The following is a 22,342-nucleotide window of genomic DNA, read 5'->3' on the forward strand; positions in this document are numbered from 1 at the left end:
CTACAGCTCGCTAAGCTGTGATTCGACATAAAGATAGCCAATTCCCATGAGTTGCTGAGGGCGATTAAGCTGACCGAAGCTTATCTGAGTTGCTCTGGCACGCGGGTTATCACCGTGATCGAACGGATTAAACCCGGTTTGCTGTACCAGCGTATTGAGCCAGCTATCGCCAAATGCACAGCTACGACCATACAACCATATTTGATTAATGTTCAGTATATTCAAAAAATTATAAAGACTCAGGCCGATGGCGCTGGCGGCATGTTCGGCCCAGGCCTGAATGCGAACATCTCCGTGTTGCCAGGCAGTAATAAGCTGGTCGGTGGTGAGCGTTTCCGGGTCGTAAAGGGATGTCGGCTGCGATTTCATCCACACGCGGGCCTGCTTTTTCAACGCGCTCAATGACGCCACTGTTTCCAGACAGCCATAACGGCCACAGTCACAGGCGATCCCATCGGGATGAATGATGGTATGCCCAATCTGACCGCTGCCATACAGACTCCCGCGCCAGATGTTATCGTTAATCACAAACGATGAGCCAATACCGTAATCAACGTTAATCACGCAAAAATCACCGTTAGCCGCCGGGTTTTGCCATTTTTCCGCCAGCGCCAGCATCACGCAGTCATTATCCAGCCGGACCTGTACGCCGAGCATCTCCTCCAGCAGATATTTTATTTCCACCGGTGTTTTCCACGGCGCCTGAGGCATGGTTTTTGATGCGCCGGTTATCGGATCAACCTGACCGTGAACGCCAAGCGCCAGATTAATCGTGACCTCGGGAAATTGTCGACGGTATTCCCGCCAGTGCGCCGCCAATGCTGTCAGCAGCGCTTTTGGCGATTCGGGGTTGATGACTTCATGCTGCCAGTCGCCGACGGCAACCAGCCGAGCATCCGCCAGTTGACTGGTGATGCTGGTGGGGGTGACGTTGATACACAGCGTCCAGGCACCTTTCTCTGGCAAATGATAGCTGCCACTGCTCAAACCGCGCTGGCTTAAAGTTTCTCGCGAATGGCTGATTCTTCCTTCATCCATCAGTTCTTCGAGGATATTGCTAACCGCCGGGATCGACAGGCTGGTGAGCTGCGCCAGCTGTGACTTGCTGAGCTGCTTTTCTCGCCACAGATGTGACAAAAAAATCTGTTTATTCGCCTGACGAACCCTGGCGTTGTTGAACCCCGAACGCTGCATTCACTTAACTCCCTTAACTATATTGCGTGAGCATTGCGCATTTTAACGCCACTTAACTGCCGCAGAATAGCATCAAGTTGAATTTTTACTTTTGTTTATTAAGTGGAGCGCGGCATGTACGGTTCAGTAAAAGTTTGGCAGGAAACGATCACCCTCCCCACGTGGACAGCGGGTGAAGAAGACGCCAACCCAATGTTTCTGGAAAAGCGAGTTTATCAGGGGTCTTCAGGAGCGGTTTATCCCTATGGCGTGATTGATACGCTGACCGGCAAACGTGAAATGCGCGACTATCAGGCGGTATGGATGGAGAATGACTTCATTCGCATCATGCTGCTGCCGGAGTTAGGCGGACGCATTCATCGAGCGTATGACAAAGTGCAGCAGCGCGACTTCGTCTACTACAACGAAGTGGTAAAACCTGCGCTGGTCGGTCTGCTTGGGCCGTGGATCTCTGGCGGCATTGAGTTTAACTGGCCGCAACATCATCGCCCGACCACCTTTATGCCAGTGGATTTTACGCAACAGCAGGGTGAGCAGGGCGAATACACCGTCTGGATGGGCGAGGTAGAGCCCATGCGTGGTTTACAGGTCATGACCGGATTCACGCTGTATCCGGATCGCGCGTTGATCGAGATAACCGGGAAGGTTTTTAACGGTAACGCTACCCCGCGTCACTTCTTATGGTGGGCGAATCCGGCGGTGAAGGGCGGCGACGATCACCAAAGCGTGTTTCCACCGGATGTGACGGCGGTATTCGACCACGGTAAGCGCGATGTCTCTGCGTTTCCCATCGCCACCGGCACATACTACAAAGTGGACTATTCGGCTGGCGTGGATATCTCGCGCTACAAAAACGTACCAGTGCCGACCTCCTATATGGCTGAAAAATCTGATTATGATTTTGTTGGTGCCTGGCATCACGGCGAGCGCGGTGGGTTGCTGCATGTGGCCGATCACCACGTTTCGCCAGGGAAAAAACAGTGGACTTGGGGTTATGGCGACTTTGGCGTTGCCTGGGATCGTAATCTCACTGATGACAACGGTCCGTATATCGAACTTATGACTGGGGTCTTTACCGATAACCAGCCGGATTTCACCTGGCTTGCGCCGTACGAAGAGAAAGTCTTCGTGCAAAACTTCCTGCCTTACAGCGAACTGGGTATGGTGCAAAACGCCAGCACGCAGTTGGCGCTTCGTCTGGTGCGTGAGAGTCGCCAGCTTTCTGTGGGCATTTATGCGATTGCGCCGTTACGCGATGTTCAGGTTACGCTTGCCGCACACGGGCAGCCATTCTATGAAAATACACTCACTCTGGAGCCGGGACAGAGCTGGCTGACTGATGTGTCAGACAATAACCATACCCGGGTGACAATGACCGTCACTAACGCCGATGGTGCTACGCTTTTGCAGTACGAAGAGCACATCGCGCAAGAGTTACCGCTGCCTTCGGCGGCCGTCGCGCCAGCACAGCCAGAAGCACTCTCTAATACCGATGAACTCTATTTTATTGGTCAGCATCTGGAGCAGTACAACCATGCCAGCCGCTATGCTGAAGATTATTATCGCCGCGCGCTGGATGTTGATCCGCTGGATTACCGCAATAATGTGGCCCTGGGGACGCTGGCGCTAAACCGCGCGGACTGGGCGCTGGCGGCGCATTGTGCGGGTAAGGCGCTGGAACGGGCGCATAAGCTCAATAAAAATCCGCGTGATGGCGAGGCGAGCATGCTGCTGACCGCCGCACAGGAACGTCAGGGCGACGATGACAGTGCTTGGGATCATTATTATAAGGCCAGTTGGAGCGGCAACTGTCGGGATGCGGCTTTCTGGTCGTTAGCGCGTCTGGCGATGAAGCGTCAGGACTACGTTGGCGCGTTGGAAAAGGTCGAGCAGAGCCTGCGCTTTAACGGCAGTAATAACCTGGCGATGGGACTGAAAGCGCTGGCGCTGGCAAATCTTGATCGCATTCCGCAAGCCCTGGACTACATTCGCCAACAGCTGGTTGATTATCCTCTGAGCTACACCCTGCACTATGCGCGCTGGGCCATCTGTCAGGACGAGGCGACGGCGCAAGCGCTGATCTCGATTACCGGGCGGCGCGGTACCAACGCGTGTGAACTGGCAGGCTGGTTGATCTCATTGGGGCAAAAGGATGCTGCCCGTGGCGTGCTGGAACTGCTCGACAGCCAGGAAACGCTGCCTATGCTGTGGCGCGCCTCGCTAAGTGACAACCCACAACCCTTCATCGAACGTGCCCGAGAATGTCTGCAAAACCGCGTTCGTTTCCCCAATACGCTGGATGAAGTGCAGATGCTGCAAACCCTCGAACAGAGCGCTTTTGCCCGCTATTTACTTGGCTGTTTCTGGTACAGCAAACGGCGTTATGCCGAAGCGGTATCCTGCTGGCAGTTTACCCTTGCGCAGGAAGCGGATTTCGCTCCTGTACACCGCTTACTGGGGATCTATGCCTGGAACAAACTGCATGATGCGCAGCAGGCGATGCAGTATCTGTCGCAGGCCGTGGCACTGGAGCCGCAAAATGCCCGTTTCCTGTTTGAACTCGACTATCTCAAGAAGCTGATGGCGCAACCGGCTGAACTGCGCCTGCAGCGACTGGAAGCCAGCAAAGAGATTGTCTTCCATCGTGACGATCTGACGGTGGAACTGCTCAGTCTGTGGAATGGATTAGGGCGTTACGACGATGCCGCAGCAGTATTACGTGAGCGCGTGTTCCATCCGTGGGAAGGTGGTGAAGGCAAAGCCACCGGGCAATATCTGCTGAATCAGATGCATCGTGCGCTGGCTGCCATTCAGTCCGGTGACCCGCAAACCGCCATCGCGCAGTTGCAACAGGCGTTGCACTACCCGCAAAACCTCGGGGAGGGGCGTTTACCCGGACAAACGGATAACGATATCTGGTATTTACTGGGACATTGCGCGCAGCAGCAGGGGTGTTTTGATGAATCCCAGCGTTACTTCTCCCGTGCGACGCGCGGCGGTAGCACACTGGATGCTGGCCGTTACTACAACGACCAGCCTGTGGATTATCTCTTCTGGCAGGGTATGGCGCAGAGAAAACTTGGCGATGATGCTCAGGCGAACGCTCTGTTTAATAGCTTCCTGCAATGGGTTGAATCGCATCGCGACAATGTCCCGGATGTCGATTTCTTTGCCGTATCGCTACCCGATCTGGTGGTGCTGGATACCTCAGCACAAGCAAAACACCAGCAACACTGCCTGTTTATCAGTGTGCTCGGGCATCTGGGGTTGGGAAATAGTGCTGCTTGCCAGCGCGATCTTGACGCACTCCTGCAACTCAATCCGGCGCATGACAAGGCATTACTGCTACGTCACGCCATTAACGTAAGGCTTTTCCAGTAACACCCGAAATGGGTGGGGGCAACCTCACCCGAAACCTACTGTCCCCTGCGTTTCCCTGAAAGAGGAATCATAATGAATAACGCGCAGACACATTTAAAGATTGGTTACGTCTGGACTATCTGCCTGGTTGCGGCCTGCGGTGGTTTACTGTTTGGCTATGACTGGGTGGTGATCGGTGGGGCAAAACCCTTCTATGAAGCCTATTTCTCGATTACCGATCCAGCGCAATCCGGCTGGGCGATGAGTTCGGCTTTGGTCGGTTGTATCTTTGGCGCGCTGATTTCCGGATGGTGCGCCGATAAGTTTGGCCGAAAGATGCCGCTGATTCTCTCGGCGATCCTCTTTAGCGCTTCCGCCTGGGGAACTGCCGTCGCCAGTAATTTCGACATGTTTATTGTTTATCGCATCGTTGGAGGCGTGGGGATTGGTCTGGCGTCTGCGCTAAGCCCGTTGTATATCGCCGAGGTTAGCCCGGCTGAAAAGCGTGGGCGCTTTGTTGCCGTTAACCAGCTCACTATCGTGATTGGCGTACTGGCGGCGCAGCTTATTAACCTGATGATTGCCGAACCTGTAGCCTCAGGCGCTACGCAGCAGGCGATTGTGGAAAGCTGGAACGGTCAGACGGGCTGGCGTTGGATGTTTGGCGCTGAATTAGTGCCCGCGATAATTTTCCTGGTACTGATGTTCTTTGTACCTGAATCGCCGCGCTGGCTGGTGAAAGCAGGCAAAGCCGATCGTGCGCGTACCATGCTGCAGCGCATTGGTTCGGCGGAATATGCTGGTCAAACGCTGAAAGAGATTGAACATACGTTGCAAAAAGATAATCACAAGGTCGCGTGGTCAACGCTGTTACAACCGCAGATCAAACCGATCGTGATTATTGGAATGGTGCTGGCAGTGTTCCAGCAGTGGTGTGGGATCAACGTTATTTTCAACTATGCGCAGGAGATCTTCGCCTCTGCCGGATTCGACATCAACGGTACGTTAAAATCGATCGTGGCGACAGGGATCATCAATCTGGTCTTTACCCTTGCCGCTCTGCCGTTAGTAGACAAAATTGGTCGCCGTAAACTGATGTTGTTCGGGGCGTCAGGATTAACGGTTATCTATATGCTGATTGCCGGGGCGTACGGGTTGGGCATTATGGGTTGGCCGGTTCTGGTTCTGGTGCTGGCGGCGATCGCTATTTATGCCCTGACGCTGGCCCCGGTGACCTGGGTGCTGCTGTCTGAAATTTTCCCTAACCGCGTCCGCGGGCTGGCGATGTCGCTCGGTACGCTAGCGCTGTGGATTGCCTGCTTCCTGCTGACCTATACTTTCCCGCTGCTCAATGCGAGTCTGGGCGCGTCGGGAAGCTTCCTGTTGTACGGTGTGATTTGCGCGATGGGATTCATGTATGTTCTGCGTAATGTTCCGGAAACCAAAGGCGTGACGCTGGAAGCGCTGGAAGAGCAGCTGGCGGCGCAGCATACGAAAGTTGGCGCATCAGCCCAACAACGAAGCGCTCGCTAATGGATGGTCTGCTGATGCTACAAAACGCACATCTGCGGATGTGCGTAGATCCGCAGGGCGGTTCGCTATTAAGTCTGGTTTCGTTACAACATCAACAGGCAATTTTACGCGAAGGTCATGGTCAGCAGCCCGGTGATTGCGGCCTGTTCCCGATGCTGCCGGTCGCGAATCGGGTGGCGGGAAATCGTTTTATGCTGCGCGGTGAAGAGGTGGTGTTACCTCAACATGGCGCAGATGACACCTTTTTCCTGCACGGTGACGGCTGGCTGCAACGCTGGCAGGTTATCACCGTGACCCAAAGCGGTTGTTTGCTGCAGTTGCGCAGTTGGCATCCCTGTGGCTATGACTATACGGCGCAACTTTGCTATCAACTGGAAACCTCAAGCCTGCACGTCTCGTTGACGCTCACCCATTGCGGTGAACAGCCGATGATTTATGGCTGTGGGTTCCATCCGTTTTTCGCTTTTGATAAGCACAGCACGGCGCAATTCACCACCGGCGGCTACTGGCCGGAGGGGGAACAGCATCTGCCGCTGGAATGGCAACGTGAAATCCCTCCAGCGGCGGATTTCATGTACGCGCAATACGGCGAGGATAGCTGGCTGAACGTTGGATATTCTGGCTGGAGCGGGCGGGCCGTTATTCAGCGAGATGTGATGAAAGTCACGATTTTAGCGCAAACTCCATGGTTGATGCTGTTCAGAATGTCGGGTGAGGAGTTCTTGTGCCTGGAGCCGCAAACGCATCCGGTGAATGCCCACCACATGCAGGGGCAGCCGGGATTGCAGGTTTTAGCGCAGGGAGAACGCTGCCATTTTGCGATGCAGATTTGCGTCGAATAGGGCAAAATCATGTTATCTGCCTGTTAATGCTCTCTTGCGCCAGCCTGCGTTTGTCGCCAGACTATCGCCTCCAAACGGGAGGGATTCATGGCTTTGCATTCCACGCGCTGGCTGGCGCTCGGTTATTTCACCTACTTCTTTAGCTACGGTATTTTTCTGCCTTTCTGGAGCGTCTGGCTCGAAGGGCTGGGGCTGACGCCGGAAACCATCGGTTTACTGCTGGGCGCGGGGCTGATTGCCCGTTTTCTAGGCAGTTTGCTGATTGCGCCGCGCGTAAGCGATCCCTCTCGTCTGATCTCCGCTTTACGTATTCTGGCCCTGTTGACGCTGGTGTTTGCGCTGGCCTTCTGGGCGGGCACCAACGTGGCGTGGCTGATGGTGGTGATGGTCGGCTTTAACCTGTTTTTCTCGCCGCTGGTGCCGTTGACCGACGCGCTGGCCAACACCTGGCAAAAACAGATAACCATGGACTACGGTCGGGTAAGACTGTGGGGATCCGTTGCCTTTGTGATTGGCTCCGCGCTGACCGGCAAGCTGGTGAGCCTGTTTGACTATCGGGTGATCCTGGTGCTGCTGTCGCTTGGCGTCGCCTCGATGCTATTGGGGATGATGATCCGCCCGAGCGTGCAGCCAGCAGGGGAAAACCGTCATCAGGAGAGCGCGGGATGGCCCGCCTGGCGTGCGTTGATAACCCAAAGCTGGCGTTTTCTGGCCTGCGTGAGTCTGTTGCAAGGTGCGCATGCCGCTTATTACGGTTTCAGCGCCATCTACTGGCAGTCTGCCGGATATTCCGCTTCGGCGGTGGGCTATTTGTGGTCATTAGGTGTGGTGGCGGAAGTGATTATTTTTGCGCTCAGTCACAAGCTATTCCGCCGCTTTAGCGCGCGCGATTTGCTGCTGCTTTCCGCCGTTTGCGGCGTGGCCCGTTGGGGGTTGATGGGCTGGAGCACTGAGCTACCGTGGCTGATTGTGGTGCAAATTCTCCATTGCGGAACCTTTACCGTCTGCCACCTGGCGGCAATGCGCTATATCGCGACGCGCCAGGGCAGCGAAGTGATACGTTTGCAGGCGGTGTATTCTGCGGTGGCGATGGGCGGCAGCATCGCCATCATGACCGTATTCGCAGGCTACCTGTACCAGAGTCTGGGCAACGGCGTATTCTGGGTGATGGCGCTGGTGGCGCTACCGGCAATCTTTCTGCGCCCGAAGGTGGTGGCGCAGCCTGCAACGTTATGATTCGAGAATTTTGCGGATCTGCTGCTGATGATGCGGCGTAAGTGCCAGATCCGCATGAATCAACGGCGGAGAAAACAGCGGCAGCAGCGTGGTATACGGCGTAATAATCAACGTGACTCCGCGCGGCGTACCCTGTTTTTGAAAGTCCTGCATCGGCATATGTTTTACGTTGAGCGGCAGCAGCGTCAGTTCGCGCAGCTGTTGCTCAATATGCGCTTCAAGTTGTTCATTGTTGCCGGTCAGCAGGATAATCTGCTTCTCGTGCAAATCCTTCTCCTGCATCAGCCAGGCACCGAAAATAACGGCGACCAGCCCAATCTCTTCTTCTGAAAACTGCACATCGTACTCCGCTTCGAAGCCATGTATCGCCTCGCGGGTAGTACGAACCAGACGGGGATAAAGTCGGCTGAACTCCTCCGGCAGCGTGTTATCAATGCCAATGGCAAACACGCTGCGGTTAAGCGCCTGGGCAAGGTGAATATACAGCTGATCGTTCAGTCCTTGCTCATCGCTGAAGCGTACATTGCCATACTCGCGAAAACGCAGCACCAGCCGTGCAATAGCAAGACGCAGGCGACGATCCTGCTGGTGGTTATCGCGCACTGGGTCGGGGATACGGAGCATTGAAAACAACAACGCCATAAACAGCGATTCGCCCGGCGGCGCACTCTGCATGACGTGGCGTTGCCAGTGGCGGCCAATTTCCTCAGCGAGCGGATACTCTGCGCAGGATTGCGCCCAGCGTTGCTGGAGCGGATTAAATTCCGGGGTGACTCCCGCGTGATGCTGTAGCAGACAATACTGTAAATACAGGCGCAGGAACTGGATGTCACGGTACTCAAACGGCTTCTGCAAGCGCCGGGAGCACAGATTAATGAGCGCATGCAAATTGGTGTCGTCATACAGCGTACGCGCGATACCTTGTTGTTTCAGCGCCATTTTTAATGCGGGTGTGAAATGCTGGGCGATGAAAGTAGGGCAGATCCGCAGACCGCGGCGCAGCCACTGCAACAGACACAGGCGCTGATTTAGCGGGGTCCCTTCGATCGTATAGCCGCCATTCAGCGCGGTGGTAATCGCGAGTCGGTGATAGCGCTGGATTTCGAGTCCTGCGCCAATAATATCTTCCTCAACAGTGGCATCATCAACGCCATTGAGGCTACTGAAGGTTTGAGCTGTAGCGATTTGCCCTGGCAGGAAAAGCGTCAGCAGCACCTGGCAACGGCGCTGGGGAGCGGAAAGTACAGATGGTGGAGCAAGCGTTGACATCATCTGTAGGATCTCCCGTAAGTATGTTTGATAAGAATAGCTAAAGTTTGCTCATAGATTTGGAGAATGGAATGCTTTCCACCAGGAATGCTGGAGAGCGTCACAGAATTTTTAACGTGCGGAACAGATAGCAGGAGTGGAACGCAGCGCGTTAACTGGCTTTTTCACTGTTTTATCTTCTATTGAGACATAAAAAAACCCGCCTGAGGGTGACGGGTTGAGAAGACGAGTGGAAATGCGCGGTCCGGTGTTACTGCTCGCGGCTCAGCGTTAATCCCACATCACCGCCGGGATGTACAGACAATAGCGTCTCTTTTGAGTAACCGCTTTCGCTCATCAGACAGGCGCAGGCGGCGTCAAAGATAGCCAGGACCAGTAAAATTGAGGTGGTGGCCAACATGTTCAACGGGTCGGCCTCACGCTGGACGCCGGTGGAAATCACCAGCCTCGACGCTTTAGCAATGGCTGAGTCGGCGTTTTCAGTCACGCTCAGGATGGGCACATTTCTCGCAGCCAGTCCGGGCAGCAGTCGGGTGAGTTCATCCGAATTTCCCCCGCGTGATAGCATAATGACCAGGTCGTCGGCGCGTAAAAAACCGAGATCGCCATGCGCCGCATCCGTCGCGTTGAGGTAAATCGCCGGACGTTCCACGCAGGCGAGCATGTGCGCGACTTTACGCGCCGCAATACCGGATGTACCGACGCCAGTGACGACGATTTTCCCCTGGCAACCGCGCAGCTCCGCCATTAGCGACTGCCAGACCGGTTCAGTCAGATGTTGTCCCAGACCTGCGAGGGCATCGCTATAGAGCTGAAATACGCCGATGGCCTGAGACCAGGAGTTACTCATGCGTCCTCCTGCATCAGTTGGCGGTATTTCATATGATCCTGATACATCTCGTGGAATACCCGATATTTGCGATCGTAGTACTGCTTAATGCGATTGGTCTGCGGGGTGACCGTTTTACCAATCCGGCTCATCGCCGACATCGCTTCCGGGAACGTGTCGAACACGCCTGCGGCGATAGTCCCCATCATGGCGCCGCCCAGCAGCATGGCTTCGCTCTCTTCAGGCAGCAGCATGGCGCAACCGGTGGCGTTGGCATGCTCCTGAACGAAGATCGGGTTTTTCGTCCCGCCGCCGCTGGCCATAATCGTATCGATGGTGTAGCCGCTTTGGTTCATCGTTTCAATGATATGGCGCGTTCCCAGCGCAATGGCCTGGATGGTTGCGAGGTACTGGAGCGCCATATCTTCCGGCGTGCGGGACAGCTTCAGTCCGGTGATTGCTCCCGTGAGCGTGGGGTTAGCGCGCGGCGAGCGGTTGCCGTGGAAATAGGGCAGGATGTGCATGTCACGGGTCAAAAAGGCGATATCTTCCGGCTCACCAGCCATTTTACGCAGCAGCGCATTCAGCACTTCATAAATGGTTTGCCCCTGAGACTTAGCCTGCGTTAGCAGGGTTTCGTAACACGGATGCGACTGAATAACGTGGTCGATTAACGCCCCGGTTGCTGACTGCCCGCCTTCATTGAGCCAATATTCCGGCAGTACGGCTGAGTAGTAAGGGCCCCAGACGCCGCCGATAAAGCGCGGCTCTTTGGAGATCGCCATGTGTCCGGTGGAGGTGCCACCAATTAGCGCGACACGACGGTCAAAATCCGCCACCTCGCCGGAAACTCCGCTTGCGCCGAGCGTTCCGAGCGTGCCGGCGTGGGCATCGATTATCGAGACGCTGACCGCGGTCCCCGGAATCAATCCCATTTCGCTGGCGGCGCGCGCGGACAGCCCGTGACCGAGCGGTTCGCCCATGGTTTTCACGTAGCGACCAATTTTGGCAGCATCATGTTCCAGCAGGTCTTCCAGGCCAATCTGGCGGAAGTAGCTGGCATCCCATTTGTCTTCATGGCCCATATAGGTCCATTTACACACTGTCGAACACAATGAGCGTGTGTCATCGCCTGTTGCGCGCCAGGTCAGAAAATCGGGCAGGTCAAAGTAGTAACCCGCATTGGCCCAGGTATTGGGCATATGCTGCTTCAGCCACAGCAGCTTTGGCGTTTGCATTTCCGGGGAGATAATGCCGCCAACGTAGTCCAGCACCCGATGATGCAGGGCGTTAATGCGTTCAGCCTGGGTAATGGCGCGGTGATCCATCCACACAATGATGTTCTGTTCGCTGCGCCCGGACGGGCTGATAGTCAGCGGTTTACCTTCTTTATCCAGCACCACCAGTGAGCAGGTAGCGTCAAAGCCCAGACCTTTCACCTGGATTGGGTTGATATCTGACTGGTTAATCGCATCGCGAACCGCGTTACACACCGCCTGCCAGATGTTATCGGAAGACTGCTCAACAAAATCGGCCTGCGGGCGGTAAATCTCGATAGCCCGACTGGCCTGGCCGACCATTCTGCCGTTGAGATCAAACACGCCGGCACGGGCGCTTCCGGTTCCGACATCCACACCAATAAAGTAACTTGCCATAATTTTTTCTCCTGAAATCAGGCTTTACGATTCTGTAATGCGATAAAGAGGATCAGCACCGCGCCCCACAGCGCCATCGTCAGATAGCTGCTGACCCCCAGCAAGTTAAGGCCGCTTTCCAGCATTTGCAGCACAATCAGCGCCAGTACCAGGCCGATAATGCGCCCGAAACCGCCATCCGGGTTGATGCCGCCGAGGACAGAGGCAAGGATGGTGACCAGCAGGTATGACTCACCGTATCCGGCTTTTGCCGAGTTGAATTTCGCCATCATCAGAATGGCGGCGACCCAGCCGAGCAGGGCAGAAATCACGTACACGGAAATTTGTACCCGGACGGTATTTACGCCGCTGTAGCGGGTAGCCTGTTCATTGGAACCCACGAGATACAGACTGCGCCCAAGCGTGGTGTGCTCCAGCAGTACCCACAGCAGGATTGCCACCAGGAAAAAGAGCAGCAGCGCTACCGGAATACCGGCAATCGTGGCGTTACCAAGATATTGAATGGCGGTCGGGAAACCGGAAATCACTGTCCCATTGGAAAGCAGAATATTCAGCCCGGAGATAAGCGTCATCGTGCCGAGCGTGGCGAGAATCGGCGAAACCCCGACCCAGGCAATCAGCGCGCCGTTGAGCGTACCGATTGCGACCGCCACGGCAGCGCCTGCCAGCAGCGCCAGCACCAGAAACAGCGGGTTATCCGGATGGGTGACGATAATCGCCGCCATTACCAGCGAGCAGGCATTCGCTCCTGCAATTATCGACAGGTTTATGCCGCCGGTCAGCATGGTCATACCCATCCCGAGGGCCAGCATGCCAAGGATCGGCAGTTGCGAGCCAATCGACTGGAAGTTAGCGACGCTGAAAAAACGGCTGCCGAGCAGGGCCGAGAAGACCAGGGCGACGACCACAATAATGACGCATTGCAGACGAATGATGGCATCACCGGGTAAAAATCTGGCGATTGTTTTCATCTCAAAGCTCCCTTGCCAGTTTGCGTTTTTCGTTCCAGGCCGTGGCGCTAATGCTGACCAGGATAATGGCGCCGCTGAACACGGTGTGCCAGTAAGAGGAGACGCTGAGCAGCGTCAGGCCATTTTGTAAGAAGGCCAGCAGAACCACGCCGAGCAGTGTTCCGGTTAATGTGCCGCGTCCGCCGCTCATGCTGGTTCCGCCGAGCACGACCGCCGCCAGCACCGTCAACTCAAAGCCGAGCAGCGAATTGGGCGCAACTGACTGGGTGATTTGCGCCTGAACCACGGCGGCAACGCCTGCCAGAATACCCATGTAGCCATACACGTAGAAATGCAGCTTCAGCAGATTCAGTCCCAGACGCGAGGCCGCATCACGATTACCGCCCATGGCGTAAACCTGACGGCCAAGACGGGTATAGTTCATCAGCACGGCGGTAAAGATGATCACAGCCGCAAGGCACAGCAGGGGCAGTGTCAAGCCGTAGTCGTAGCCATCCGCCGCGGTGAACGAGAACCAATTGATGCCGTTCATAAACCAGTCCGGAAAGCCGTACAGCCAGGTGCCTTTGGTGGCGTACACCAGCAGACCGTAGTAAACGTTCAACGTGGCGATGGTAATGATGATGGCCGGAACGCGCAGCCAGTAGACCAGGAAGCCATTAATAAGTCCCAGCAGCAGACCCACCGCAATCGCGATGATTAACGCCAGCGCGAAGTTGCCGCCGTGGCCGATAACCCAACTGGCCATCGCATACTGGGCTATCGCGGTCATCGCCGGAAATGAGATGTCGATCCCGCCGGAAATCAGTACCACAAACAGCCCGCAGGCAAGGATGCCGAGAATCGCATAGCTGGTAGCCACATCCGTCAGGTTCCCCAAAGACAAGAACTCATCGGTGCTGATGCTCAGCCCAACGGCAAGGGCCACAACCAGCAGGCCCAGCCAAAACTCATGTTGCCCGATTAAACGGGAGAGATGCATCTTATTCATTGATTACCTCGACCACTTCAGCAATCTCCTCTTCACGGCACTGATGAGGATTAAATTCCGCCACCAGCCTGCCGCGACGCATCACCAGCACGCGGTGGCTGTTGTAATACGCTTCCGGGATTTCATCGCAAATCATCAGCACCGCCATACCCTGTTCCGCCAAATCGCGGGCTATCTGGTAAATACCCTCTTTGTTGGCGATATCTACGCCTACGGTAGGGGAGTCGAGGATCAGGATGCGGGGGTTAGTCGCCACCCATTTGGCAATGGCGATACGCTGGGCATTACCGCCGGAAAGGGTTTTAACCGGCAGGTGTGGATCGGACACTTTGATATTCAGCTCGCGGATCAAGTCGGCGACCAGTTTTTGCGCTTTACGGTGATCGAGCAGGCCGCTGCCGGTATGCAGTTGATCAAACACCGTGACGATGGTGTTGTCGTAGATCGACTGCTCCATGATCAGCCCCTGCGTCAGGCGATCTTCTGAGACGTAGCCGATCCCATGTTTGATGGCATCATGGTTATTGCGAAGAGTGACCGGCTGGCCGTTAATGCGAATCTCACCGCTTTCTGGGTGCGTCATGCCAAACAGGCTCAGACAAAGTTCGGTGCGTCCGGCGCCCAGCAGGCCCACAATGGAGACAATCTCGCCGCCGTGCAGCGACAGATTAATGTTTTGGTATTTGCCTCTGCGGCTGAGGTTGCGCAGCTCCAGCAGGGGCTCTTGCTCAATAGCGGGTCTTTCCGGCAGCGGGCTATAGTGGAAGCGTTGTCCGGTCATCAGGAAAGCCAGCTCGTGGCTGTCGAGTTCGCTGGCAGGATAAGTGCCCACCAGTTTGCCGTCGCGCATCACGCTGATGCGGTCAGCCACTTCCATCACTTCATCCAGACGGTGGCTGACAAACACTACACAAATTCCGGCAGCTTTTAGTTCGTTAACGACCCGTAGCAGGCCATTAACCTCCTGACGGGTTAGTGAGGCGGTGGGCTCGTCCATAATCACCAGACGCGCGTCGGCGGCAATCGCCCGGCAAATGGCGACCAGTTGTCGGTCGGCAATCGAGAGTTTTTCAACCTTTTTATCGGGATCGATGTTCACACCGATGCGCTTCATGGCTGCCAGCGCCTGCTGCTTCATGGCGCCACGACGTACCCAGATATCGCCACCGGGCAGATAGCGGTTGACCGCGATATTCTCCGCGACGCTAAAGTTAGGGAACAACGACAGGTCCTGATAAATAACCTGAATGCCATAATGGGAAGAGAGCTGCGGCGTCAGGTGATGGAACAATTTGCCATCGAGTAAAATCTGCGCGCCTTTTTCCGGATGATAAACTCCGGAGATCACTTTAATAATGGTACTTTTACCACAGCCGTTTTGACCCGCCAGACAGTGAACTTCGCCTTTTCTCAGCGTCAGATTCACGTTATCCAGCGCCAGCACGCCCGGGAATTGTTTGCTGATATTCTCAAGAGTGATAAATGCGGTGGTGTCTGCCATGGACAATACCCCTGCGAGCGCCCGGATGGACGCTGAGTGTTAGTTTGGTTGATAGCGCCGGCCAGACGGCCGGCGTTAAGGTTCCCTGGTGTTGGCTAAAGCCTTAGAAACCAAGTGATTGTGCGTTGTCTTTGGTGACTTCGAGGATCTTGTTAAAGCGGATCACTTTCTTCTCCGTGTCGATATCGGCTTTCCCTAAACCATCGATACTCAGGTCGGCGTTAACTTCTTTGCCCTGCAACAGCTGATCGGCAACCGTTACCAGCGCGTAGCCCGCGTCTTTTGGATCCCACAGCAGCGCTTTTTTGATATCACCACGCATCAGGTAAGGTGCAGCCTGTGCTGGCATTGCGATCCCGACGACGGCGATTTTATCTTTGGCGCGTTTTTTCTGCACAGCCTGACCCGCTCCGATTGGACCCAGCGAGCCGAAACCGATAATGCCCTTCATCTGTGGATAGGTTTTCATCAGGTCCAGCGTCGTGGCGTAGGATTTATCGATGCTTTCCGCGACCGGCAGACGTGAAGTGACCTCAAACATTTCCGGATATTTTTCTTTCTGGTACTTAATTGCATAATCCGCCCAAGCATTATGCAGCGGCACCGTCAGTGAACCGACATAGATGGCGTAACCCCCTTTGCCGCCCATGTTTTTTGCTAACTCATCGACGTTAGCCTGCGCGTATTTTTCACTATCGATGGTTTCGATATCCCATTGGCCAATTTGCTCATCCGGGGATTCGTGCGTCAGAACGACAATGCCTTTATCGCGCGCTTTTTTCAGTACTGGCTCAAGGACCTTGGCATCATTCGGTACCACGATGATGGCGTTGACGTTTTTGGCGATCAGATCCTCAATCACTTTGACCTGCTGTGCCGGATCCGGCGTGGAAGGCCCGGTCTGGTAAGCATTCACATCCAGTTTTTTTGCTGCTTCATTAACACCGGTTTCCATCCGGTTAAACCACGGAATCCCGGTGACTTTGGCAACCACAGCAATTTCATATTTTTCCGCCGCAAAGGACGTGCCGGACAACATGCATGCAGAAACCAGGGTTGCACTGAGTAATGCGAGTTTGAATTTCATAGTTGTACCTTTCGTAGGGGGCAGGACATGTCACGGCGTGAAGTTAACAACGAATGGAAGAGGGAATGAATCACAAGTTTGGTGAATGTGATCTATGCCCATTATTGTAATTTTATGGAAAATAAACGGTTAAATATTGGTTAAATTTGCACGGAAATACACTCAGGGATTTAAATTCAGTGTTAATAAAACATTAAAATGAAACCATAAATTAACAAATTTTTATCATTTCACTTAAGTTGTGGCGACGAAAAGGTATTTGGGAGGATGTTGCTGAAGAAGAAATTGTTGAAATTGAGAACTGAATCGATACCGGAAAAGGAGGCTCAACATTTTTTCGTTCAATGGTATCCTCAGCACACTTTCGCCAAACACAGCATCATTATTTGTGGCGGTGTAGATTTTTCTCGTGGAGAACTCATGCAAGGCGTTAAACGTATCATTATGACGTTGTTTCTCGCGATCCTGTCCTTAGGCGCAGGTGCGCATCCCCACAGCTTTATCCATTTGAAAACCGAGGTAGTGAGCGAGAATGAGCAGTTCGTCGCGCTAAAAATGCGCTGGACGATGGATGAAATCACCTCGGCAGATCTGCTTTACGATGCGGGAAATGCCAAACCTGGTGATGAGATCTGGAAAAAACTGGCGGCAGAAGTGATGGCCAACGTCCTCGGGCAGCACTATTTCACCGAAGTGTGGCACGACGGGAAAAAGGTAAAGTTTAAAAACAGGCCGACGGAATATGGCATGGAGCGTGAAGAACATCAGGCAGTGCTGACGTTCGTGTTGCCGCTGGCAGAAGCTCAGCCGCTGAGCGGTCAAAAATATACCATTTCAACCTTCGATCCCACCTACTACGTTGATATGAGCTATGACAAAGACAGCGATGCCTGGCTGGCGCAGGCCATAAGTCAGCAATGCCGTATTTCAGTACATACGCCGACGCCGAATGAACAAATGCTGAGCTTTGCGCAGTCGCTGGATAAAGAAGACGCACCGCCGGAGGATATGGAGTTGGGTAAACAGTTTGCACAGACGGTGACGCTGCAATGTCCGTAGTTTATCAACAACGCGCCGCCAGACGCCGCTGGCTCACGCTATGGCCGCTGGCGGTGTTTTTACTGTTGGCTGCAGTCGGCATACTGTGGCTATGGCAGGCCTGGCCGCAGGTGATGATGAAGAGTGTCGTCTGGCAGCGCGACGTTAACCAGCAGATGAGCGGTTTGCTGAAAGCCGTTGCCGCCAATCCGGCCCAGGCCGGGGGATCGCTGCTGCTGTTTAGTTTTCTCTATGGCGTGCTGCATGCGTTGGGACCAGGACATGGAAAAGTCGTCATTACCACCTGGCTGGCAACGCATCCCTCGAAGCTGAGGTCGAGTATTGGCCTGACGCTGGCCTCATCTTTATTACAGGGACTGGTCGCCATCGGGCTGGTGGTTGTGGTGCTCACCATTTTGCAGTTGCCTGCGCGACAGCTACATATGAGTAGTTTCTGGCTGGAGAAAGGGAGTTATGCGCTGGTTGGCGTGTTGGGCGTTTTATTGTGCGTCCGTGCGCTGAAGAAATTGCGCCAGCTGCTGCGTCGCCCGAAATTTACCGCCTTCACGCCGCACCATGTGCATCACGAGGGCTGTGGCTGTGGGCATCAGCATTTGCCTGATCCTGAACAGCTGCAAAGCGGTGATGACTGGCGCGCCCGGCTGATGATCGTTTTGTCTATGGGAATGCGGCCATGCTCCGGGGCAATTATGGTTTTACTGTTTAGCAAAGTGGTTGGCGTTTTTAGCTGGGGCATGGCGTCGGCGCTGGCGATGGCGGCAGGAACCTCTTTGACGATTACGTCACTGGCTTTGCTGGTACACAGTTTCCGCTCGCTGGCGGTGAGACTTAGCGGACATAAAGCGCCGGTGCTGTGGCGACAGATTGGCTGGACGACGCTGGCATTAGCCGGTGGTGCGGTGCTGATTGCTGCTGCGGTAGTGATGTGGGTGAGCGCGGTGCCGGTGGGGCGAGGGATTAGACCGTTTTAATCAAAGCCGGATGGCGGCTTCGCCTTATCCGGCCTGTATCAACACGTAAGCCCGGTAAGCATGACACCACCGGGCTGTACTGAATTAACGCTTCAACGCGTCGCTCAGTTCGTCACGCATGTTAGCCAGCATGGCTTTCACTACGCGCGGATTACCTGCAACGATGTTGCCAGTCGCCATATAGTTATGACCGCCGGTGAAGTCGCAAACCAGTGCGCCTGCTTCACGAGCAATCAGCTCACCTGCGGCGAAATCCCATGGTTTCAGACCGATTTCGAAGTAACCGTCAACACGTGCAGCGGCAACGTAAGCCAGATCCAGCGCAGCAGAACCTGTGCGGCGGAAGTCAGCGCACTCGGTAAACATCTTGCCAAGAATTTTCATGTAAGACGCGGCGTGCTGTTTCGCTTTGAACGGGAAACCGGTGGCGATGATGGTACCGTCCAGATCGCGTGCGGTGCTGCCACGCAGACGGTAGCCGTTCAGCTGTGCGCCCTGGCCGCGGGTTGCGGTGAACAGTTCGTTACGCATTGGATCGTAAACAACGGCGACTTCAGTACGGCCTTTAATGCGTACTGCGATGGAAACCGCGAAGTGCGGCAGACGTTTTACGAAGTTGGTAGTGCCATCCAGTGGATCGATAACCCATTGAACATCCTGATCTTCACCAACATGCTCACCGCTTTCTTCGGTGATGATGGTGTGCTGTGGGTAAGATTTGCGAATTGTTTCGATAATAATCGCTTCGGCGGCTTTATCGACGTTAGTCACGAAATCATTGCTGCCTTTCTGGCTGGTTTCTACAGAGTCTGGCGTTTCGTAGTGTTTGGCAATTACATTACCCGCCTTGCGCGCTGCGCGCACGGCGATGGTCAGCATCGGATGCATCGGTCTCTCTCACTGGATGTTAAAGAACGGGAAAACGGCGCAGAGTATAGCAGCGAGTTCGGAATATGTCTTCGTTTTATGATAATATGCCCGAATAATCTTTAGCCGAAGAAATACAATGCTGCAAAATATTCGAATCGTGCTGGTGGAAACCTCTCACACTGGCAACATGGGCTCTGTGGCCCGCGCAATGAAAACCATGGGTTTAACTAATCTGTGGCTGGTAAATCCACTGGTTAAACCGGACTCCCAGGCCATCGCCCTGGCGGCTGGTGCCAGCGATGTGATCGGCAGCGCGCAGATCGTCGATACTCTCGATGAAGCGCTGGCGGGTTGCAGCCTGGTGGTGGGTACCAGCGCGCGCTCCCGTACGCTGCCGTGGCCGATGCTGGATCCGCGTGAATGCGGTTTAAAAAGCGTCTCTGAAGCAACGAACTCGCCGGTGGCGCTGGTGTTTGGACGTGAACGCGTTGGCCTGACCAACGAAGAGCTGCAGAAGTGTCATTATCACGTCGCCATTGCCGCGAACCCGGAATACAGCTCGCTCAACCTGGCGATGGCGGTGCAGGTCATCTCTTATGAAGTTCGCATGGCCTGGCTGGCAACGCAGGAAAGCGACAAGACCGCAGAATACGAAGAAGCTGAGTATCCGCTGGTCGATGATTTAGAGCGTTTTTACGGTCATCTGGAACAAACGCTGCTGTCGACCGGGTTTATCCGCGAAGGACATCCGGGGCAGGTAATGAACAAGCTGCGCCGTCTGTTCACTCGTGCGCGTCCTGAGAGCCAGGAGCTGAACATTTTGCGCGGAATTTTAGCTTCTATAGAGCAGCAGAATAAAGGCAAGTAAGCGTCTTGATGCCGGATAGCTGCACGATTTCCAGGCCGGATTAGCGAAGCGCCATCCGGTAAATGAAAATGGCACTGAAGGTTAAATACCTGACTAAATTAGTCAAGTAAATAGTTGACTGATTTAGTCGGGAATGTCAGACTTGCCCCTGCTATGCAATACCCCCATTTTACAATAAAAAACCCCGGGCAGGGGCGAGTTTGAGGCTAAGTAAGACATGAGACTGACATCAAAAGGGCGTTATGCCGTGACCGCAATGTTGGACGTTGCGCTCAACTCCGAAACGGGCCCGGTACCGTTGGCTGATATTTCTGAACGTCAGGGAATTTCCCTGTCATATCTGGAGCAGCTGTTTTCCCGTTTGCGTAAAAACGGTCTGGTTTCCAGCGTACGTGGACCAGGCGGCGGGTATCTGCTGGGTAAAGATGCCGGCAGCATCGCAGTAGGTGAAGTGATTAGCGCTGTTGACGAGTCTGTAGACGCGACCCGTTGCCAGGGCAAAGGCGGTTGTCAGGGCGGCGATAAATGCCTGACCCACGCGCTGTGGCGCGATCTGAGCGATCGTCTGACCGGTTTCCTCAACAACATTACGTTGGGCGAACTGGTGAATAATCAGGAAGTCCTGGATGTGTCTGGTCGCCAGCACACACATGACGCTCCACGCAGCACCCGCACGCAAGACGCTATCGACGTCAAACTGCGTGCCTAATAAAAATTACGCAATATCTTCTGGTTGCATCAAGGCAGCCAGAAAGATGAAGCGTAAAAAGTATTTCAGAATCAGGCCGGGGTGCCAGACGCCCCGTTAACTCGGTCGTACATCCAGCCGGTTGCCTGGTTCCTTGCATTGAAGCGATGTACGGAGTTTATAGAGCAATGAAATTACCGATCTATCTCGACTACTCCGCAACCACGCCGGTGGACCCGCGTGTTGCCGAGAAAATGATGCAGTGTCTGACCCTGGACGGAAACTTTGGTAACCCAGCGTCTCGTTCACACCGTTTCGGCTGGCAGGCTGAAGAGGCGGTAGATATCGCCCGTAACCAGATTGCCGACCTCGTGGGCGCTGACCCGCGTGAAATCGTCTTTACTTCCGGTGCGACTGAATCCGATAACCTGGCGATTAAAGGTGCAGCCAACTTTTATCAGAAAAAAGGCAAGCACATCATCACCAGCAAAACCGAACACAAAGCCGTGCTGGATACCTGCCGTCAGCTGGAGCGCGAAGGGTTTGAAGTGACCTACCTCGCCCCGCAGCGTAATGGCATTATCGACCTGAAAGAACTTGAAGCGGCAATGCGTGACGACACCATTCTGGTCTCCATCATGCACGTTAACAACGAAATCGGCGTGGTACAGGATATCGCAACCATCGGCGAAATGTGCCGTGCCCGCGGTATCATCTATCACGTTGATGCGACTCAGAGCGTGGGCAAACTGCCTATCGATCTGAGCCAACTGAAAGTTGACCTGATGTCCTTCTCCGGCCACAAAATCTATGGTCCGAAAGGTATCGGCGCGCTGTACGTTCGTCGTAAACCGCGTATTCGTATTGAAGCGCAGATGCACGGCGGCGGTCACGAGCGCGGTATGCGTTCTGGTACGCTGCCTGTGCACCAGATAGTCGGGATGGGTGAAGCTTACCGTATCGCCAAAGAAGAGATGGAAACCGAGATGGCGCGCCTGCGTACTCTGCGTAACCGTCTGTGGAACGGCGTGAAAGATATGGAAGAGGTGTACCTCAATGGTGACCTCGAGCAGGGCGCACCGAACATTCTCAACGTTAGCTTCAACTTTGTTGAAGGCGAGTCGCTGATTATGGCGCTGAAAGACCTGGCTGTGTCCTCCGGTTCTGCATGTACCTCTGCAAGCCTGGAGCCATCCTACGTGCTGCGCGCGCTGGGGATGACCGACGAGCTGGCACACAGCTCAATTCGTTTCTCTTTAGGTCGTTTCACTACCGAAGAAGAGATTGACTACGCCATCAATCTGGTTCGCAACTCCATTGGCCGCCTGCGCGACCTTTCCCCGCTGTGGGAAATGTTCAAACAGGGCGTGGATTTGAACAGTATTGAATGGTCACATCACTAATCGGTACCGATAAGG

Annotated in this window: 18 protein-coding genes; 9 read left to right on the plus strand and 9 right to left on the minus strand. The window is 54.5% G+C overall.

The window, feature by feature from the left end:
* Entirely contained in the window at positions 1-1,194 is a 1,194-nt protein-coding gene (locus HV229_RS06575) for an ROK family transcriptional regulator (RefSeq protein WP_046275227.1), read from the minus strand.
* Positions 1,195-1,308: 114 nt separating this feature from the next.
* On the opposite strand from HV229_RS06575, the gene HV229_RS06580 reads away from it, so the two are divergent.
* The 4 genes from HV229_RS06580 to HV229_RS06595 all read left to right on the plus strand — a co-directional run bounded on the left by HV229_RS06580 (position 1,309) and on the right by HV229_RS06595 (position 8,165).
* Positions 1,309-4,575, plus strand: a complete 3,267-nt coding sequence (locus tag HV229_RS06580) for a DUF5107 domain-containing protein (RefSeq protein ID WP_181547114.1) — start codon at positions 1,309-1,311, stop codon at positions 4,573-4,575.
* 72 nt (positions 4,576-4,647) lie between these two features.
* Positions 4,648-6,087, plus strand: coding sequence for a sugar porter family MFS transporter (locus tag HV229_RS06585; protein ID WP_046275225.1), 1,440 nt, complete (start codon positions 4,648-4,650; stop codon positions 6,085-6,087).
* Positions 6,087-6,929 carry an aldose 1-epimerase gene (locus tag HV229_RS06590; protein ID WP_046275224.1) on the plus strand — a complete coding sequence of 281 codons (843 nt, stop codon included), beginning with the start codon at positions 6,087-6,089 and terminating at the stop codon, positions 6,927-6,929. The genes HV229_RS06585 and HV229_RS06590 overlap by 1 nt, the downstream gene beginning before the upstream one ends.
* 87 nt (positions 6,930-7,016) lie before the next feature.
* Positions 7,017-8,165 (plus strand): 3-phenylpropionate MFS transporter, encoded by a 1,149-nt coding sequence (locus HV229_RS06595; protein ID WP_181547116.1) that lies wholly within the window; start codon positions 7,017-7,019, stop codon positions 8,163-8,165.
* Here HV229_RS06595 and csiE read toward each other — a convergent pair.
* The 7 genes from csiE to HV229_RS06630 form a co-directional block, all read right to left on the minus strand.
* Positions 8,160-9,437 (minus strand): stationary phase inducible protein CsiE, encoded by a 1,278-nt coding sequence (csiE, locus tag HV229_RS06600; RefSeq protein WP_181547118.1) that lies wholly within the window; start codon positions 9,435-9,437, stop codon positions 8,160-8,162. The genes HV229_RS06595 and csiE overlap by 6 nt on opposite strands.
* A gap of 247 nt (positions 9,438-9,684) precedes the next feature.
* Entirely contained in the window at positions 9,685-10,284 is a 600-nt protein-coding gene (locus HV229_RS06605) for an SIS domain-containing protein (RefSeq protein ID WP_047416447.1), read from the minus strand.
* Positions 10,281-11,918, minus strand: a complete 1,638-nt coding sequence (locus tag HV229_RS06610; protein ID WP_003847100.1) for an FGGY-family carbohydrate kinase — start codon at positions 11,916-11,918, stop codon at positions 10,281-10,283. Before HV229_RS06610 ends, HV229_RS06605 begins: the two co-directional genes overlap by 4 nt.
* A 17-nt stretch (positions 11,919-11,935) precedes the next feature.
* Positions 11,936-12,889 (minus strand): ABC transporter permease, encoded by a 954-nt coding sequence (locus HV229_RS06615; protein WP_003037658.1) that lies wholly within the window; start codon positions 12,887-12,889, stop codon positions 11,936-11,938.
* Position 12,890: 1 nt separating this feature from the next.
* Complete coding sequence (locus HV229_RS06620; protein ID WP_008785467.1) at positions 12,891-13,880, minus strand: ABC transporter permease; 990 nt, start codon at positions 13,878-13,880, stop codon at positions 12,891-12,893.
* A complete protein-coding gene (locus tag HV229_RS06625; RefSeq protein WP_016154014.1) occupies positions 13,873-15,381 on the minus strand; it encodes a sugar ABC transporter ATP-binding protein in 1,509 nt (502 codons plus the stop codon). The genes HV229_RS06620 and HV229_RS06625 overlap by 8 nt, the downstream gene beginning before the upstream one ends.
* 103 nt (positions 15,382-15,484) lie before the next feature.
* A complete protein-coding gene (locus HV229_RS06630; RefSeq protein WP_003037665.1) occupies positions 15,485-16,468 on the minus strand; it encodes an autoinducer 2 ABC transporter substrate-binding protein in 984 nt (327 codons plus the stop codon).
* Positions 16,469-16,888: 420 nt separating this feature from the next.
* Between HV229_RS06630 and HV229_RS06635 the strand changes: the two genes are divergently transcribed.
* On the plus strand, positions 16,889-17,527 hold the full coding sequence (locus HV229_RS06635) for a DUF1007 family protein (protein WP_181547120.1): 639 nt from the start codon (positions 16,889-16,891) through the stop codon (positions 17,525-17,527).
* Positions 17,518-18,498 (plus strand): nickel/cobalt transporter, encoded by a 981-nt coding sequence (locus tag HV229_RS06640; RefSeq protein WP_016157141.1) that lies wholly within the window; start codon positions 17,518-17,520, stop codon positions 18,496-18,498. Before HV229_RS06635 ends, HV229_RS06640 begins: the two co-directional genes overlap by 10 nt.
* Before the next feature lie 84 nt (positions 18,499-18,582).
* Here the strand turns inward: HV229_RS06640 and suhB are convergent, their stop codons facing one another.
* On the minus strand, positions 18,583-19,386 hold the full coding sequence (gene suhB / locus HV229_RS06645) for an inositol-1-monophosphatase (RefSeq protein WP_046275219.1): 804 nt from the start codon (positions 19,384-19,386) through the stop codon (positions 18,583-18,585).
* A 118-nt stretch (positions 19,387-19,504) separates the two neighbouring features.
* Here suhB and trmJ point away from each other — a divergent pair, with 118 nt between their 5' ends.
* The 3 genes from trmJ (at position 19,505) to iscS (ending at position 22,327) form a co-directional block, all read left to right on the plus strand.
* Positions 19,505-20,236: a tRNA (cytosine(32)/uridine(32)-2'-O)-methyltransferase TrmJ gene (gene trmJ / locus HV229_RS06650; protein WP_016157139.1), complete on the plus strand. Its 732-nt coding sequence runs from the start codon at positions 19,505-19,507 to the stop codon at positions 20,234-20,236.
* A gap of 217 nt (positions 20,237-20,453) precedes the next feature.
* Positions 20,454-20,945, plus strand: a complete 492-nt coding sequence (gene iscR / locus HV229_RS06655) for a Fe-S cluster assembly transcriptional regulator IscR (RefSeq protein ID WP_005120405.1) — start codon at positions 20,454-20,456, stop codon at positions 20,943-20,945.
* Positions 20,946-21,112: 167 nt separating this feature from the next.
* Positions 21,113-22,327 carry a cysteine desulfurase gene (iscS, locus tag HV229_RS06660; protein ID WP_016154009.1) on the plus strand — a complete coding sequence of 405 codons (1,215 nt, stop codon included), beginning with the start codon at positions 21,113-21,115 and terminating at the stop codon, positions 22,325-22,327.
* Positions 22,328-22,342 lie beyond the last annotated feature (15 nt).

Origin of the sequence: Citrobacter sp. RHBSTW-00524 (assembly GCF_013747755.1) — a bacterium.
GTDB classification, from domain to species: domain Bacteria; phylum Pseudomonadota; class Gammaproteobacteria; order Enterobacterales; family Enterobacteriaceae; genus Citrobacter; species Citrobacter braakii.

Excerpts from the sequence above, each read along its gene's own strand:
- HV229_RS06575 (WP_046275227.1), bottom strand. The coding sequence starts at position 1,194 with ATGCAGCGTTCGGGGTTCAACAACGCCAGGGTTCGTCAGGCGAATAAA.
- HV229_RS06580 (WP_181547114.1), top strand. The coding sequence starts at position 1,309 with ATGTACGGTTCAGTAAAAGTTTGGCAGGAAACGATCACCCTCCCCACG.
- HV229_RS06585 (WP_046275225.1), top strand. The coding sequence starts at position 4,648 with ATGAATAACGCGCAGACACATTTAAAGATTGGTTACGTCTGGACTATC.
- HV229_RS06590 (WP_046275224.1), top strand. The coding sequence starts at position 6,087 with ATGGATGGTCTGCTGATGCTACAAAACGCACATCTGCGGATGTGCGTA.
- HV229_RS06595 (WP_181547116.1), top strand. The coding sequence starts at position 7,017 with ATGGCTTTGCATTCCACGCGCTGGCTGGCGCTCGGTTATTTCACCTAC.
- csiE (WP_181547118.1), bottom strand. The coding sequence starts at position 9,437 with ATGATGTCAACGCTTGCTCCACCATCTGTACTTTCCGCTCCCCAGCGC.
- HV229_RS06605 (WP_047416447.1), bottom strand. The coding sequence starts at position 10,284 with ATGAGTAACTCCTGGTCTCAGGCCATCGGCGTATTTCAGCTCTATAGC.
- HV229_RS06610 (WP_003847100.1), bottom strand. The coding sequence starts at position 11,918 with ATGGCAAGTTACTTTATTGGTGTGGATGTCGGAACCGGAAGCGCCCGT.
- HV229_RS06615 (WP_003037658.1), bottom strand. The coding sequence starts at position 12,889 with ATGAAAACAATCGCCAGATTTTTACCCGGTGATGCCATCATTCGTCTG.
- HV229_RS06620 (WP_008785467.1), bottom strand. The coding sequence starts at position 13,880 with ATGAATAAGATGCATCTCTCCCGTTTAATCGGGCAACATGAGTTTTGG.
- HV229_RS06625 (WP_016154014.1), bottom strand. The coding sequence starts at position 15,381 with ATGGCAGACACCACCGCATTTATCACTCTTGAGAATATCAGCAAACAA.
- HV229_RS06630 (WP_003037665.1), bottom strand. The coding sequence starts at position 16,468 with ATGAAATTCAAACTCGCATTACTCAGTGCAACCCTGGTTTCTGCATGC.
- HV229_RS06635 (WP_181547120.1), top strand. The coding sequence starts at position 16,889 with ATGCAAGGCGTTAAACGTATCATTATGACGTTGTTTCTCGCGATCCTG.
- HV229_RS06640 (WP_016157141.1), top strand. The coding sequence starts at position 17,518 with ATGTCCGTAGTTTATCAACAACGCGCCGCCAGACGCCGCTGGCTCACG.
- suhB (WP_046275219.1), bottom strand. The coding sequence starts at position 19,386 with ATGCATCCGATGCTGACCATCGCCGTGCGCGCAGCGCGCAAGGCGGGT.
- trmJ (WP_016157139.1), top strand. The coding sequence starts at position 19,505 with ATGCTGCAAAATATTCGAATCGTGCTGGTGGAAACCTCTCACACTGGC.
- iscR (WP_005120405.1), top strand. The coding sequence starts at position 20,454 with ATGAGACTGACATCAAAAGGGCGTTATGCCGTGACCGCAATGTTGGAC.
- iscS (WP_016154009.1), top strand. The coding sequence starts at position 21,113 with ATGAAATTACCGATCTATCTCGACTACTCCGCAACCACGCCGGTGGAC.